The organism is Burkholderia diffusa (genome assembly GCF_902499115.1).
Lineage (GTDB): Bacteria > Pseudomonadota > Gammaproteobacteria > Burkholderiales > Burkholderiaceae > Burkholderia > Burkholderia diffusa.
In genome coordinates this window covers 244,823-259,085 of sequence record NZ_CABVPN010000002.1, presented here as the reverse complement: position 1 = coordinate 259,085, position 14,263 = coordinate 244,823, and the positions used below count along the sequence as shown (strand labels likewise).

Annotated in this window: 17 protein-coding genes; 8 read left to right on the top strand and 9 right to left on the bottom strand. The window is 69.2% G+C overall.

All coding sequences use genetic code 11. The features are described 5' to 3' along the window. Positions 1-41: 41 nt before the first annotated feature. Positions 42-839 carry an AraC family transcriptional regulator gene (locus BTE28158_RS03105; protein ID WP_151049059.1) on the bottom strand — a complete coding sequence of 266 codons (798 nt, stop codon included), beginning with the start codon at positions 837-839 and terminating at the stop codon, positions 42-44. A 170-nt stretch (positions 840-1,009) separates the two neighbouring features. Between BTE28158_RS03105 and BTE28158_RS03100 the strand changes: the two genes are divergently transcribed. Then, entirely contained in the window at positions 1,010-1,843 is an 834-nt protein-coding gene (locus tag BTE28158_RS03100) for a molybdenum cofactor biosynthesis F family protein (protein ID WP_151049091.1), read from the top strand. Beyond that, on the top strand, positions 1,840-2,649 hold the full coding sequence (locus BTE28158_RS03095) for an SDR family oxidoreductase (RefSeq protein ID WP_124905676.1): 810 nt from the start codon (positions 1,840-1,842) through the stop codon (positions 2,647-2,649). The genes BTE28158_RS03100 and BTE28158_RS03095 overlap by 4 nt, the downstream gene beginning before the upstream one ends. Before the next feature lie 100 nt (positions 2,650-2,749). Here the strand turns inward: BTE28158_RS03095 and BTE28158_RS03090 are convergent, their stop codons facing one another. Then, a complete protein-coding gene (locus BTE28158_RS03090; RefSeq protein WP_151049057.1) occupies positions 2,750-3,427 on the bottom strand; it encodes a dihydrodipicolinate reductase C-terminal domain-containing protein in 678 nt (225 codons plus the stop codon). A 321-nt stretch (positions 3,428-3,748) separates the two neighbouring features. Between BTE28158_RS03090 and BTE28158_RS03085 the strand changes: the two genes are divergently transcribed. After that, positions 3,749-4,462, top strand: coding sequence for an SDR family NAD(P)-dependent oxidoreductase (locus BTE28158_RS03085; protein ID WP_059686051.1), 714 nt, complete (start codon positions 3,749-3,751; stop codon positions 4,460-4,462). A gap of 32 nt (positions 4,463-4,494) precedes the next feature. On the opposite strand, the gene BTE28158_RS32770 is transcribed toward BTE28158_RS03085, so the two are convergent. Then, entirely contained in the window at positions 4,495-4,626 is a 132-nt protein-coding gene (locus BTE28158_RS32770) for a hypothetical protein (RefSeq protein ID WP_260437182.1), read from the bottom strand. Between the two features lie 12 nt (positions 4,627-4,638). Here BTE28158_RS32770 and BTE28158_RS03080 point away from each other — a divergent pair, with 12 nt between their 5' ends. Next, complete coding sequence (locus tag BTE28158_RS03080; protein WP_059600306.1) at positions 4,639-4,842, top strand: oxidoreductase-like domain-containing protein; 204 nt, start codon at positions 4,639-4,641, stop codon at positions 4,840-4,842. A gap of 63 nt (positions 4,843-4,905) precedes the next feature. Here the strand turns inward: BTE28158_RS03080 and BTE28158_RS03075 are convergent, their stop codons facing one another. After that, a complete protein-coding gene (locus BTE28158_RS03075; protein WP_151049055.1) occupies positions 4,906-6,366 on the bottom strand; it encodes an MFS transporter in 1,461 nt (486 codons plus the stop codon). Positions 6,367-6,526: 160 nt separating this feature from the next. Between BTE28158_RS03075 and BTE28158_RS03070 the strand changes: the two genes are divergently transcribed. From BTE28158_RS03070 to BTE28158_RS03060, 3 genes are read left to right on the top strand one after another with little or no spacing between them, the layout of a single operon-like run. Beyond that, entirely contained in the window at positions 6,527-7,399 is an 873-nt protein-coding gene (locus BTE28158_RS03070) for a LysR family transcriptional regulator (protein WP_151049053.1), read from the top strand. 51 nt (positions 7,400-7,450) lie between these two features. Then, positions 7,451-7,717, top strand: coding sequence for a hypothetical protein (locus tag BTE28158_RS03065; RefSeq protein ID WP_151049052.1), 267 nt, complete (start codon positions 7,451-7,453; stop codon positions 7,715-7,717). Positions 7,718-7,743: 26 nt separating this feature from the next. Further along, positions 7,744-8,064 (top strand): DUF7660 family protein, encoded by a 321-nt coding sequence (locus BTE28158_RS03060; RefSeq protein WP_151049051.1) that lies wholly within the window; start codon positions 7,744-7,746, stop codon positions 8,062-8,064. Positions 8,065-8,104: 40 nt separating this feature from the next. Here the strand turns inward: BTE28158_RS03060 and BTE28158_RS03055 are convergent, their stop codons facing one another. Continuing rightward, positions 8,105-9,004 carry a LysR family transcriptional regulator gene (locus BTE28158_RS03055; RefSeq protein WP_174919664.1) on the bottom strand — a complete coding sequence of 300 codons (900 nt, stop codon included), beginning with the start codon at positions 9,002-9,004 and terminating at the stop codon, positions 8,105-8,107. A gap of 99 nt (positions 9,005-9,103) precedes the next feature. Here BTE28158_RS03055 and BTE28158_RS03050 point away from each other — a divergent pair, with 99 nt between their 5' ends. Beyond that, positions 9,104-10,084 (top strand): NAD-dependent epimerase/dehydratase family protein, encoded by a 981-nt coding sequence (locus BTE28158_RS03050; protein WP_151052234.1) that lies wholly within the window; start codon positions 9,104-9,106, stop codon positions 10,082-10,084. Positions 10,085-10,160: 76 nt separating this feature from the next. Here the strand turns inward: BTE28158_RS03050 and BTE28158_RS03045 are convergent, their stop codons facing one another. From BTE28158_RS03045 to BTE28158_RS03030, 4 genes are all read right to left on the bottom strand, one after another. Further along, complete coding sequence (locus BTE28158_RS03045; RefSeq protein WP_151052232.1) at positions 10,161-10,862, bottom strand: DUF2848 domain-containing protein; 702 nt, start codon at positions 10,860-10,862, stop codon at positions 10,161-10,163. A 49-nt stretch (positions 10,863-10,911) separates the two neighbouring features. Beyond that, entirely contained in the window at positions 10,912-12,231 is a 1,320-nt protein-coding gene (locus BTE28158_RS03040; RefSeq protein WP_059599233.1) for an MFS transporter, read from the bottom strand. A gap of 68 nt (positions 12,232-12,299) precedes the next feature. Further along, positions 12,300-12,998 carry a DUF4286 family protein gene (locus BTE28158_RS03035; protein WP_151052230.1) on the bottom strand — a complete coding sequence of 233 codons (699 nt, stop codon included), beginning with the start codon at positions 12,996-12,998 and terminating at the stop codon, positions 12,300-12,302. Positions 12,999-13,097: 99 nt separating this feature from the next. Beyond that, the gene (locus BTE28158_RS03030; RefSeq protein WP_151052228.1) at positions 13,098-14,132 is read right to left on the bottom strand and encodes a LysR family transcriptional regulator; all 1,035 of its coding nucleotides are present in this window, start codon (positions 14,130-14,132) and stop codon (positions 13,098-13,100) included. Positions 14,133-14,263 lie beyond the last annotated feature (131 nt).

The following is a 14,263-nucleotide window of genomic DNA, read 5'->3' as shown; positions in this document are numbered from 1 at the left end:
TCGTCGCGCACCGGTGGCCGCGCAGCGACGGCGAGGCCTGTTCAGCCTGCCTGCGTGAATCGTCCCGGCGTGATCCCGAACTGGCGTGCGAACGCGCGCGTCAGGTGGCTCTGGTCGGCAAAACCGGCTTCGGCCGCGGCATCCGCGATCGGCCGGCCGTTCGCGAGCAGTGCGCGCGCCAGCCGCGTGCGCGACTGCATCAGATACGCATGCGGCGTGATGCCGAGTTCGCGCGCGAATCCGCGTAGCAGCTGGAAGCGGCTCACGCCGCTCAGGCCGGCGAGTTCCGCCAGCGAAACGGGTGCGGCGGGCGCCGCATCGAGCCGCTCGCGGGCGACCCGGATCGCCGGTGCGACGCCGGCGGGTGGCAGCGCGCGATTCGAGTGCCGCGCAAGCAGCCCGGCGACCAGCGTGACGAGCGCCTCGTCGCGGGCGAGCGGCAGCGTGTCGTTTCCTGCGACGATCCGTGCATGCAACCGTCCGAACGCGGCCGCGAGCCGCGCGTCACGCACGGCGGGATGTACGAGCTCGACGCCCCCGAGGCCTTCTTCCGCCGCGACGCCCGCGACCAGGACGGGCGCAAGGTACAGCATCTGCCAACGCCGGCCCGTGCCCGTTTCGATCGGCATGCCGTCGTGTATCTCGCCCGGATTGACCATGATCGCGTCGCCGGTCAGCGCGTCGACCTGCCCGCGGCCGCTCCAGGACCGGTGCGCGCCGCTGACGATCACGCCGACCCCGAAGTCGTCGTGCGCGTGCCGCGGAAACGTGCGGTCGGACTCGAGGCTGATCGCCTCGATGCCTTCATCGGTGCGTCGGTAATGGGTGACACGGTGCATGGGCGCTCCTCGCGCCGGCAGCGGCGCGGATCACGTGCACTTTAGCGCGTTCCGGCGCCGCGCGCCCTTCATCCTTTTGGCCGATACCGCGCGGCGTGCGCAGCCCGCACCATGTGCACATGAGCAGCGTACACGGCCCGCCGGGCCTGAAGCTGCGCGGGAGACGGCAGGTGGAACGACAGGACACGGTATTCATTCAGGTGGGCGCGCTCGCGGACGGCTTCGCGCCGGACGCGAACATCCTCGCGCCCGTGGACGAGCTCGCCGGGCGGTCGCTGGCCCTCGGCGACGCATCGGGCGCATGGCGCGTCTACATGTTCGAAGCGGGCGCGCTGCAATGGCTCGACGCGGCAACCGGCACGGGCGGCCGGGCGCCTTGCCGTGTCACGCGGCTGCGCGACGACCTGTACTTCGTCGACTACATCGACCCGGCAGCACGCGCGACGTCGGTCAGTCTCGTGATCGACGTCGGCGGCGGCGTGTGGACGTCGGTGATCGGCACGCTGCCGACCGAAGCCGAAACGCATGTCGACGCGTTCACGCGTGTCGCGCGCGGGCTGCCGCTGACGGGTGTCGATGCGACGTTCCGGCACGGCACGCTCGGCGGCCATGCGCAGCCGGGCCCGCTGCACGGGCCCACGCGCGAACTGATCGGCAAGCGGACGATGTATCGCTACAGCCCGACCGAATGCTACGAGCACATCTACCTGAACGAGAACTTCTACGCATGGCAGTGTCTGCAGGGCGTCGAAGGCGGCTTGGCCGACGTGGACCGCTGCCATTACTTCAGGCTCGCCGAGCAGCTGTATCTGTTCGTATGGCGCGAGAAGGTGGTGCCGACGCTCGGCGTCGTGCTGATCGACCTCGCACAACGCAAGACGGACGGCAAGATCTTTGGATACCAGGGCGCCGATTTCGGCATGCTGTCGAATTTCCCGATCGGCGCGCATGCGCAGGTGCTGAACGAAACCGTGCATCCGATCGCCGGCGAGGCGCAGCGATGAACGCCGTGCCGGGCAGCGGCCGCCTGCGTGCGGATTTCAGTGGCCGCGTGGTGCTCGTCACGGGCGCGGCGCAGGGGATCGGCGCGGCAATCGCGCGCCGCTTCGCGCAATCCGATGCATTCGTCGCGCTGGCCGATCTCAACGGCGATGCCGCTGCCGTGCAGGCGGACGCGCTTGCCAGCGCGGGCGGCGCTGCGCGTGCGTATCGCGTCGACGCCGCGAGCCGAGACGAACTCGTCGCGCTCGTCGCGGCGGTCGAGCGCGACGGTGGCCGGCTCGACGTCGTCGTTCATAACGCCGCGTACTTCCCGCTCACTCCGTTCGAGCAGATCGATGCGCCGCTGCTCGAGCGCACGCTGTCGGTCAACCTGTCGGCGCTGTTCTGGCTCGCACAGGCCGCGCTGCCGGCATTCGAGCGTGCGGGGGCGGGGCGGCTGCTCGTCACGTCGTCGGTGACCGGGCCGCGCGTCGTCTATCCGGGGCTCGCGCACTACGCGGCGTCGAAGGCAGGCGTAAACGGCTTCATTCGCGCTGCGGCGCTTGAACTCGCGCGCCGCAACGTGACGGTCAACGGCGTCGAGCCGGGGATGATCCGCACGCCGGCAGCCGGCAATCTCGGCGATGCGTCGGTCGCCGCGCAGATCGCGCGCGACATTCCGCTTGCGCGCATGGGCGAGCCGGAGGACATCGCGAACGCGATGCTGTTTCTCGCGTCGGCCGATGCGGGGTACATCACCGGGCAGACGATCGTCGTCGACGGCGGCGCGACGTTGCCGGAGAGCGGAGCCGTGCTGGGTGACGGGTAAGGGCCGCGCGCGCGATCGTGCGACGAGGGCCGTCGAATGGGCCGGCAGGGGCGCAGTCGGTGCGACCCGCGCACCGTCGCGCCGGTCGCGCCCGTCGCTACTAAAGCCAGCCGTTATGAATGAACTCGACGATCGAGTACCGGCGAGGTTCGAGTTCGTGCTGCCGGACGGCCTCGACGATTCGCGACACGCCATCCGCGTAAGGCGACGCGCCGTACACGCGGGATTCGAATTGCAGGCTGCATGCGCCGTCCTCGATGCGGATCCGGTGGAACGCATGGCGGCCGAGCTGATCGTCGGGAATCTGCAAGGCGTCGCGCTGCTCGGCGGGGTCCCGCACGGAGTGGATGTCCTGCGCCGGAACGCCGAGCGACTGAGCGACGCCGACTGCGGTGCCGGGCACGGACGTCTTGCTGGCCTGGTGCGACTCCGTCACGCTGATGTGGCAGTCGCGAAAGAGATGGCCGCTGGTTTCCAGCATGCTCATGAACTTGAGCATCAGGATGTTCGTATTCGGACAGAGCACGACGGGGAAGTCGTGCGATGCGGTTTCGAGGTCGGAGCCGGTGGACAGCTCGACGAGCGGCGACCCCGTGGCGCGGCAGAATTCGATCGCGGCAGGCAGCTCGCGGCCGGATCCGGCGTGAACGACGATCGAACGGACGTTGCCACGGGCGGGGTCCGACCAGGCCATCACGCGACAGGTTGCCGGTGCGAGCCGGTGCGAGCCGAGCAGTTCGGTTGCCAGCTTGCCGGTGCCAACGACGAGTACTTGCATGGGATAGACGGATTGAGGTTCGGGGTTCGATACGGAAACGGCGCGGGTCGTTCGACGACCCGGCGCGATCACGATGCACCGCGCGGCGCGCCGTGATCGCGCATTATGCCCGGCGGCCTGCCGCTGTGTGTGGTGCGCACCTGCACGGCCGCGGCGGATCAACAGATCGACCTCGTCGATGATGACGCATCCGTCGCAGCACACACGGAAGCGTGAACGGCGCTACGCTGCCGAAACACCGGCCGGGCATGCCCGTGTCGCGGCCGGCATCGCACCGAACCGCGTATCATCCAACCCCCTTCGACCCTGGAGAGCATATCGATGGAACACGACCTGAAAGGCAAGGCAGTCGCGATCACCGGCGGATTCGGCCACCTCGGCGTCGCAACAGCCGCCTGGCTCGGCCAGCGCGGCGCTCGCGTCGCGCTGATCGGCCGTGGCAGCGCGCCGGACGCGCAGGCGTTGCCCGGCGTGCCGGCCGATGCGCTGCGCCTCGGCGGCATCGATCTCGTCGATCCGCAGGCAGCTGCACGCGCGCTTGACACCGTGAATCGCGAATTCGGCCGGGTCGACGCGCTGCTGAACATTGCAGGCGCGTTCGTGTGGCAGACGATCGCCGATGGCGACGCGGCCACGTGGGACCGCATGTACGAACTGAACGTGAAGACGGCACTGAATGCGTCGAAGGCCGCGCTGCCGTACCTGGTGGCGAGCCCGGCGGGCCGCATCGTCAACATCGGCGCGGGTGCGGCGTTCAAGGCAGGCGCGGGAATGGGCGCGTATGCGGCCGCGAAGGCGGGCGTCGCGCGACTCACCGAGGCGCTGGCGGCGGAACTGCTCGATCGCGGCGTGACCGTGAATGCGCTGTTGCCCAGCATCATCGACACGCCGCCGAACCGTGCGGACATGCCCGATGCGGATTTCACGCGCTGGGTCCGGCCCGAACAGATCGCCGCGACGATCGGGTTCCTGCTGTCGACTGACGCGCAGGCGATCACCGGCGCATCGATTCCCGTGAGTGGTCGCGTGGCGTAGCGGCTGACGGGCGATCGCACTCGATTTCGACGTCAGGGCATGCGAAATCGCGCACGCGGAATGTGCGCGATCGCCGCGATGTCGATCAGCAGGTTGCACGGCTGCATACGGCCGGCGGCCTGCATGCCGCGGTCCATCACCGTATACTGGGCGTTCGACATCATGTGACTGAAGCCGTGACCAAGCCTGCCTCCGCGGATACGCTCGCCGACGATCCGCGTCCGACCCCGCCCGAACAACCCGAACTGGAAGACTGCTGCAACAGCGGCTGCTCGCCGTGCGTTTTCGACCTGTACGACGAAGCGCTGGCGCGCTATCGCGTCGAGCTGGCCGAATGGGAAGCGCGGCACGCGCAACTCAAGCATCACAAACGGGCTTGATACCCGCAAGCGGTCGCGCATGCCCCGATTCGCCGCGGGCGATGTGTGGTCCGACCCGTGTCGTCACGCGCCGGCGCGCATGCGTCGATGCATCGGTCCCAGCGCGGCAGACAACGCGACGCAAACGAGCAACACGACCGCCAGCGCCCACATCGCCGTCCTGAACCCCTGCACGTAGTCGAGCGCACCCGGCTGCGCGCCGAGCCGCGCGAAGAACAGCCCGCCAAGTGTCGCCGCCCCGACGGCCGCGCCGATCTGCAGCATCGTGCTGACCATGCCCGATGCAACCCCGGCGCGCGCCGCGTCGACTTCCGCGAGCACGATCCGCACGACCGACGGCAGCACGAGGCCTTGCCCGATGCCGATCGCCGCGACGCCCGCGTAAAAGCCCGGGCCGGGCGCGTGTTCGCCGGCCAGTGCGGCGGCGGTCGCGACGCCGGCCGCGAGCATCGCGAAGCCGAGCATGAGCACGCGATGGCCGCCGAACCGGTCGACGAGGCGAGGCATCAACAGCGGGCTCGCGAGGAAGCCGATGCCGAGCGGCAGGATCGCCAGCCCCGACGCGAGCGGCGACCAGTCCAGGCAGCCCTGCAGATAGATCCCGTAGCTCAGGAAGAACGCGCTCAGCATGTAGAACAGGAACGCGAGCGTGAGCCCGAGCACGACGACCGGATTGCGCAGCAGGCGCACGTCGAGCAGCGGATCGCGGCCGCCCGCGATCCGGCGCGCTTCGACCGCCAGCAGTGCGCCGAGCATCGGCAGCGCCCCGGCGATGCACGCGACCATCCACAGCGGCCAGCCCGCCTCGCGTCCGTGCGTGAGCGGGTAGACGAGCATCAGCAGGAACAGCGACAGCAGCACCGTGCCGGGCACGTCGATACGCTGGCCGCGTGGCGGCCGGCTTTCCGGGATGAAGCGCCAGCTACCAAGTAGCGCGAAAACGCCGATCGGCACGTTGACGAGGAAGATCGCGCGCCAGCCGAGCCCGAACGGATGGAGGCTGATCAATGCGCCGCCGCCCAGTTGGCCGATCACGGCCGCGAGACCGAACACGAAACCGTAGAAACCCATCACGCGCACCTGTTCCTGCGGGCTGAACACGCTGCGGATCGTCGCGAGCACTTGCGGTGCGAGGACCGCGGCGAACAGGCCCTGGAGCACGCGGCCGCCGACCAGCACCGCGCCGCTGCCGGCGAGCCCGCACAGCGTCGATGCGACGACGAAGCCGGCCATCCCGATCATGAACATCCGCTTGCGGCCGTACAGATCGCCCAGACGCCCGCCGGTGATCTGCACGACCGCGTTCGCGCACGCGTAGGCCGACACGACGAGCTGCAGCTCGGACGGTCGCGCGCCGATGCCGTCGCGGATGGCCGGCAGTGCGAGATTCACGATGAAGTAGTCGAGCGGCGGCAGAATGGCGCCGACCAGCAGGACCACGAGCGCCCAGCCGTGATGGCTGCGCGGCGGTGCCTTGGCGGCCGTGCCGGCCGGCGCGCAAGGGGCGAGGGTGTTGTCGGTCATGAACGGAAGTCCGGAAGAATGAGGGCTGCAACGCATGTCGAAGCCCGTTGAACCGGGCTCGTGCGAGCCGTTGAACCCATATTCTGCGGATTGCCGATGAATCGGAAAAGCGGGAATTGGTGGTAGCATCCATCGGGTTATTCGATGGATGGAGAGGGCGATGCGCGGTTTCGACCTGGATCAGTTGCGCACTTTTGCGGCGGTGGCGGATGCGGGCAGCCTTACGGCGGCCGCGCCGGTGCTGCATCTGTCACAGTCGACGGTGAGCGAGCAGGTGCGCAAGCTCGAATCGCGCGCCGGCGTGCCGCTGTTCGTGCGCAGCAAGCGCGGCGTGGAGCCGACACCGGCCGGCGCACGTTTGCTGCAGCATGCGCGCCGCATCGTCGCGCTGAACGAGGCCGCGTTCGACGAAGTGCGCGGCCAGGCGATCAAGGGCGAGTTGCGCGTCGCGATCACCGATTACTACCGGACGCACGAAGTCGCGGGCCTGCTCGCGCGGTTGCGTGAGTGCTACCCGCAACTGAGCCTGCACGTGAGCGCGATGAAGAGCGCGGAGATCGAAGCCGCGCATGCGCGCGGACAGATCGATCTCGGCGTCGTGATGAACCTGTCGAGCGGGCCGTTCCGGCCCGCGTCGGCCGATACGCGCTGGGTGCTGCGGCGCGAGCCGCTGTCGTGGGTTGCATCGCCCGCGCTCGCCGAGCAGTTGCCCGAGCCGTTGCCGCTCGTGCTGCTGCCGGACGACTGCATGATGCATCAGATCGCCGTGCGCTCGCTCGACGAGCAGCACGCGCCGTATGTGCTCGTGCACAGCGCGTCGGGCGTCGCGGGGCTGCAGTCGATGCTGACGGCGGGGCTCGGCGTCGGCTGCCTGTGCGCATCGGCGATCGGCGAGGGTCTCGTGCGGCTCGGCGCGAAATACCGGCTGCCGGCGCTGCCCGACGCCGTGTTCTCGCTGACGCCGCCGATGCCGGGCGAACGCGAGACGGTCACGCAGGCACGCGAGGTGCTGTCGCGCCAGTTGCTGATGTGACGCAGGCATGCGCGTCGGCGCAGACGCACGTATTCGACGGGGGCGGTACCAATGAAAATATCGAGAGATTTCGGGATCGTCGTTCGGCGCGCGGCGCTGGTCGAAAAAGCGGTCGACCTGTCCGCGGTCATGCGCGAATTCAATTTCGCCGAGTATTTCGACGAGTCGGACCGGCTGGTGTCGCTCGGCCCGTTCTTCGGCGGCGACGCGGCCGATGCGTGCATGAGGTCGCTCGAGCGGCTCGGGCTGGTCTACTTCGACGATTTCTTCATCGTCGAGGAAACGTACCCCGGTTGGTGCGAGGTGGAAGCTTTCTGAACGTTGCGTAGCGGGGGACGATACGCATGAACGACGAACTGAAAAGCAAGATGGCGGCGCGGCTGCAGCACGCGCTGGAGCGGGTGGTCGACGAGCGCTCGCTGATCCAATTCCTGCGCGTGCTCGGCCATGACTGGCACAAGGAGCGCCAGCTCGACGCAGACGTGCCGCCGTCGCCATTCGCGGCCGCCGCGCTCGGCTGGGAAAACCGCTCGATCGGCGAGTACCTGGAGGCGATGGTCGACTGGGCCGAGGCGTCCGAGGACGGGCCGCGCTGCTACGACCTGCCCGACAATCCGTGGCGGCGCATGGCCGACATCCTGTTCGCCGGCAAGATCCACGAATAGCGCATCGCGTCGATCGGCGGGCGCAGCGGGTTGGAACGGCCTAGTCGGCCGCCCCTTCCGCATACGTGCGCAGCCCGGTCGCCAGTGCATCGAACACGGCCCGGCAACGCGGACTCGCCCGCAGATCCTCGTGCATGACCACCCACGTTTCCAGTTTCATCGCGGGCCCGTCCGGCAGCACGCGCACGAGCCGCGCATCGCGCTGTGCGAGCCGGTTCTGGCAGAAGCCGATCCCGTAGCCGGCGCGAATCATCGCGAGCTGCGCGAGATTGCTGTCGGTGCGCAGCGCGAACGCATCGCGCTTCCACAGCGGCATCCCGCGTCCTGCCGAGCGGATGAATGGCGTCACCGTATCGAAGCCGATCAGCGCGTGATGCGCGAGTTCGTCCGTCGACGATGGCGTCCCGTTGCGCGCCAGGTAGTCGTCGCGGGCATACAGCGCGACGTCGATCTCGCCAATGCGCCGTGCGACGAGCGCGTCCTGCGCGGGCGGCGCCATCCGCACTGCGATGTCGGCCTCGCGGTTTAGTACGTCCTGGATGCGGTCGGTCGGCACCAGTTCGATGACGAGCCCCGGATGATCGCGCCGCAACTGCGCAAGCATGGGCGGCAGGACTTCGACCGCGATCACGTCGCTGGCCGAGATCCGCACGGTGCCGCGCACGCCCGCGCCGTGGCTCGCGGCCGCGCGCTCGAACGCGGCTGCCGCGCTGCGTAGCGCCTCGGCGTGACCGCGCAGCGCGAGCGCTGCCTCGGTCGGCAGCAGCCCCGACGGCGAGCGCGTAAAGAGCGTCTGGCCGAACGTGGCCTCGAGCGCCGCGACATGACGGCCGGCCGTTGGCTGCGTGATGCCGAGCGCGCGCGCCGCGCCCGACAGCGAACCCTCCGTCAACACGGCGAGGAAGGTGCGGTAGCGTTCCCAGTTCAGATCGATGGCCATACATAAATGTATAGCTAATCCATCATGTTCGGCAATTCCTTGCTAGGCGGCCTCGCGCCAGAATGCGTGCAGACAACGGTTCATTCACGGAGAACGACCATGACGGCAAACGCAGGCGGAACGCAACGACAGGCACTCGTGCTCGGCGCGAGCGGAGGCATCGGCGGCGAGGTCGCGCGTCAGTTGCGCGATGCCGGCTGGCAGGTGCGCGCGCTCAAGCGCGCGCTCGACGCCGAGACGGTGGAGCGCGACGGGATCGCCTGGATGCGCGGCGACGCGCTCGATCGCGAGGCGGTGGTCCGCGCGGCGCGCGGCTGCAGCGTGATCGTGCATGCGGTGAACCCGCCCGGTTACCGGAACTGGTCGACGCAGGTGCTGCCGATGCTCGACAACACGATCGCGGCGGCGACGGCGGCGCAGGCGACCGTCGTGCTGCCGGGGACGATCTACAACTACGGCCCCGACGCGTTTCCCGTGTTGCGCGAAGAGGCGCCGCAGCATCCGGTGACGCGCAAGGGCGCGATCCGCGTCGAGATGGAGCGGCGCTTGCAGGCGGCGACCGCGCAGGGCGTCCGGACGATCATCGTGCGGGCCGGCGATTTCTTCGGGGGGCATGCGGGCAACAACTGGTTCGGGCAGGGGCTCGTCAAGGCCGGGCGGCCCGTCGCGGCCATCAGCGTGCCGGGCCGGCCGGGCGTCGGCCATCAATGGGCGTACGTGCCGGACGTCGCGCGCACGATGGTCGAGCTGCTCGAGCGACGCGACACGCTGGAGCCGTTCGCGCGCTTCCATCTCGGCGGGCACTGGGACGCGGACGGCACGCAGATGGCGCAGGCCGTGCGCCGCGTCGCGCAGCGGCACGGGATGCGGCCGACGGTGCGGCGATTTCCGTGGTGGCTTGTGTGGGCCGCGGCACCGTTCGTCACGACGATGCGCGAGATGCTCGAGATGCGCTATCTGTGGCGCGAGCCGCTCCGGATGGACAACGCGCGGGTGACGGCGGTGCTGGGCCGCGAGCCGATGACGCCGCTCGATACCGCGGTGGAGGCGGCGCTGGCCGGGCTGGGCTGCTTGCGATGACGGCGAGCGGCGCACGCGAATGGCGGGCCCGCATGCGGTTCATGTCCGTGATCGCATGCGCGCCTGCCACCTGCCGTCACGCGACGACCGGCAATACCTCGACCGCATACCGGTGCCGGAGGCTGCGCCCGAGCACCGGATCGTGCAGTTCCATCTCGAATGTGTCACCGTCGCCCATCGCCGCGATCGCGCCGTGCACGGCGACCGTGCCGCCGAACATCGCGCAGCGCGCGGGCATCGTGCGCCGGTCATCGAAGCGCTGCCACAGCGCATCGGGCGCGAGCAGCCCGCTGACGGCGCCATGTTGATACGCGACGCGTTCTCCGCCGGGTCCGATCAACCATGAACGCATCTCGATCGCGTCCCAGTGATCGGCAACGTCCGCATGGCGCCACGCATCGCGGCCGAGCGGTTTCGCGCATACCTGCTTCGACACCGCGACGCCGTAGGCCTCGACTTCCCGATCCGTATGGTCGGAACCGACCGTCACCAGCGTGCCGACCGGGCTGTCGATCAGCACGCACTCGATCTCGCCGCCCGAGCGCGCGCCGAGCACGCCGATCGATGCCGCCTGCGTGAGCAGCGCGGACGACACGCGATAGAAGCACGGCGTGGTCGACGGCGGCGCGACGCCGAGCGCCGCGAGTTCGTCGATGTGCGCGCGGATCGCGTCCGGATCGCGGCCGGCCCAGCCGGCAATCACGACACGTTCGATCTCGACGTCGACATGAGCGGACGCACCTTGCGGGGACATCACGTTGAACGACAGGGCTTGCATGCGGGTATCCGTTTGAAGTGCGAATGAATGAAACGATCGGCAGGGACGCTCAATCCGCGAGCGGCCGGTGCGCGGTCTCGCGCGCGGCCAGCAGCGCGATCGACGTGACGACGAGCGACGCGGTGACGTACAGCGACACGGCCGTCGTCGTTCCTGTCTCGCGGAACAGCGTCGCGATCACGAGCGGCGCGAAACCGCCGCCGACGATGCCAGCGAGCGTGTAGGCCAGCGACGAGCCCGCGTAACGCACGCGCGTCGGGAACTGTTCGGTGACGAACGCGCCTTGCGGACCGTACATCGCCGCATGGATCACGAGGCCGATCGCAACCGCCGCGACGATCGCACCCGGCCGCGCCGAATCGAGCATCGTGAAGAACACGAACGCCCACACGATCCCGGCGATCGCGCCGGCGAGGTACACGGGGCGGCGTCCGAAGCGGTCCGACAGCGCGCCGAAGAACGGCACCGCGAGCGCGTTGCACGCCGTGCCGATCATCACGGCCGTCAGTGCGACGGGGCGCGACAGGTGCAGCACGGTCGTCACGTAGGTCAGCGTGAACACGACGATCAGCGCGTACAGCACGTCCGAACCGATCCGCGACCCGCCCGCGATCAGCAGGCGCTTCCAGTGATACTTCAGCACGTCGGCGACGGGCACCTCGGCGGTCGCGTGCGATTCGGCGAGCTGCTCGAACTGCGGCGTTTCGTCGACGCCGCGCCGCAGCCAGAAACCGAACACGACGAGCAGCGCGCTGGCCGCGAACGGCACGCGCCAGCCCCACGACAGGAAGTCGCCCGACGTGGTCGACAGTGTCACGAGCGCGATGCAGCCGGTACCGAGCAGCGTGCCGAACGACGGGCCGATCTGCGTCCACGATGCGGACAGCCCGCGCCGCTTCTGGTCGCCGTGCTCGACCGACAGCAGCACCGCGCCGGCCCATTCGCCGCCGAGCGCGACGCCCTGCACGAAGCGCAGCGCGACGAGCAGGATCGGGCTCAGGATGCCGGCCTGCGCATAGGTCGGCAGCGCGCCCATCAGCGCGGTCGTGACGCCCATCAGCACGAGCGTGAGCATCAGCACCGCACGGCGGCCGATGCGGTCGCCGAGATTGCCGAACACGAAGCCGCCGAGCGGGCGCGATACGTAGCCGACCGCATAGGTCGAGAACGCGAGGATCGTGCCGGCCAGCGGATCGACCGACGGAAAGAACAGATGATTGAAGACGAGCGCGGCGAGCGTGTTGTAGATCGTGAAGTCGTACCACTCGAGCGACGTGCCGATCATGCTCGCGGTCGCGAGTCGGCTGTTGCGGACGCGGCGGGGTGCGTGGGCGGCGGGCTGGGCGAGAGTGCTCATGGTGTCGGGGATGTCGTGAAGGATGACGGGATGACGCGCGTGCCGATGACGGATGACGCGGCCGGTGGCGAAGTCGGGATTCAGGCCGGCAGGGCGGCGGCGGCCGCTTTCGTTTCGGCATCGCGACCGGCCGCCGGCGGCGGCGCGGCGGCGCGCCAAAGCAGGTCGAAGGTGCGCACTTCGTCGTGACCGGCGATGGCGGTAGAGATGGCGGTGGCGACGCGGCGGGTGGCCGCCGCATCGCTGCCCTCGATCAGCACGAGCGCGTCGGCGGCCGGACGCGCGGCCGCATCGGCACCGATCGGCGCGGACAGGTCCGGCACGGTGCGGAACAGCCGTGCCGCATGGATGCCGGGTTCGCTCAGCACCGCGTCGAAGCGCTCGCGCAGGTGCGGCACGTCGATGTGCTCAGACTGCAGCACGAACAGCGCGAGATGCATGCCTTCGCCGTCGCCGGCCTCGATCGTCAGGTCGCCGACTCGCCGCTGCGTGCCCGTCATCCGTTCGAAGTTCGCGAGCGACCAGGCGGTCTGCTGCGTGAATGCGCGCCGATACGCGTCGCTGCGGAACACGTCGAGCGTGTCCGTCACGTAGAGCGCGAGGTACTTGCGCGAGCCGCCGTCCGTCGCGCGAAACCGTCGCGCATGCGTGAAGCCGGGAATCGCGACACGCTCCTGCATGTGCTCGCGGTCGTACCACGCGTTGAAATCGGCTTCGTGCGCGGGGTCGATGTCCGTCCAGACGCAGAGCTGGCCGTGTGGAAGGGAAAGGCGGGTCATGGCGGGTTCCTCGTGACGGGGTGTGTCAGGAACCGCAGTGTCCCGAAGACGGGCCGTGCCCGTCCAACAAGAAAACAAATTCGCGGTGAACAGGTTTTCTTATGAGCGGCGCGGACGGCGTTTCGCCGGGGTGGCGGGCGGTGCGGATTCCGGCATGCGTTTTGCCGTTGCGGTCCGGGTTTTTCTTGCCGGACGGACGGGAGCTTCGTCGACAGCCTCGGCCTTTGCCGATGCGCCCGTCTTCGCATGACTCGACGCGGCCGGCATCGCGCGTGCAACTTCGCTCGCCAGTTCCGCGATGCGCGCGGCGACGGGCAGGCCCTGCGTGCGATACGACGCGACGAGCGGCAGCGCGGGGAATTCGGGTTCGACGTCGAGCAGTTCGAGCGCGCCTTCCTGCAGTTCGCGCCCGATGATCGCGGGCGGCAGCGCGGCCACGCCGAAGCCGTCGGCGACGAGCCGGATCATCGCGGCGACCGACGTGATGCAGTTGATGCTGGCCGGCCGTTCGACGGCCGCGAACAGCCGCTCGATCGTTGCGTGAGGCCCCGAATGTCGCGAGAAGCTGATGATCGGATACGCGGCAAGCCGCGCGATGTCGAGCCGTTCGCCGCCGAGCCCGAGGCGCGGGCTCGCCGCCCAGCGCACCGGGAATTCGCACAGCGGCAGGTTCGTGAAGTCGGGGCCCGGGACCGGGTCGGTCTGCAGGATCAGGTCGACGCCGTCGGTGCTCAACAGGCGAATCAAGTGCAGCGTCGTATCGCTGGTGATTTCGACGTCGAGGCGCGGATAGCGTTCGCGCAATTGCGCCATCAGCGCCGGAAACCAGCTGTGAACGATCGATTCGATCACGCCGATCCGGATCAGGCCCGCGTCGCTCGCCGCGTCGATGTCGCGCCGCATCTCGCTGTCGAGCCGCACGATTCGCTCCGCGTAAGCGAGCATGCGCCGCCCCGCGGGCGTGAGCGTGGCCGAGCGCGTGTTGCGGTCGAACAGACGCACGTCGAACGCCTCTTCGAGCGACGCGATGCGGCTCGACACGGCCGCCTGCGTCGTGTGCAGTTTCTCGGCCGTGAGCCGGAAGTTCTCCAGCTTCGCGAGCCAGACGAAGGTTTCAAGAAACCGGATGTTCATCGAATTCCGAGCGGTGAGGCAGTGCCGCGCGGGGGCGGCGGGATCGGTCGATGTTAGCGGATTTCCGGGGCGTGAACGCGCGCCGTGCGTGCCGGGGCGGGGGGCGGGCGTTCGAGTGCCGGAAGACGCGC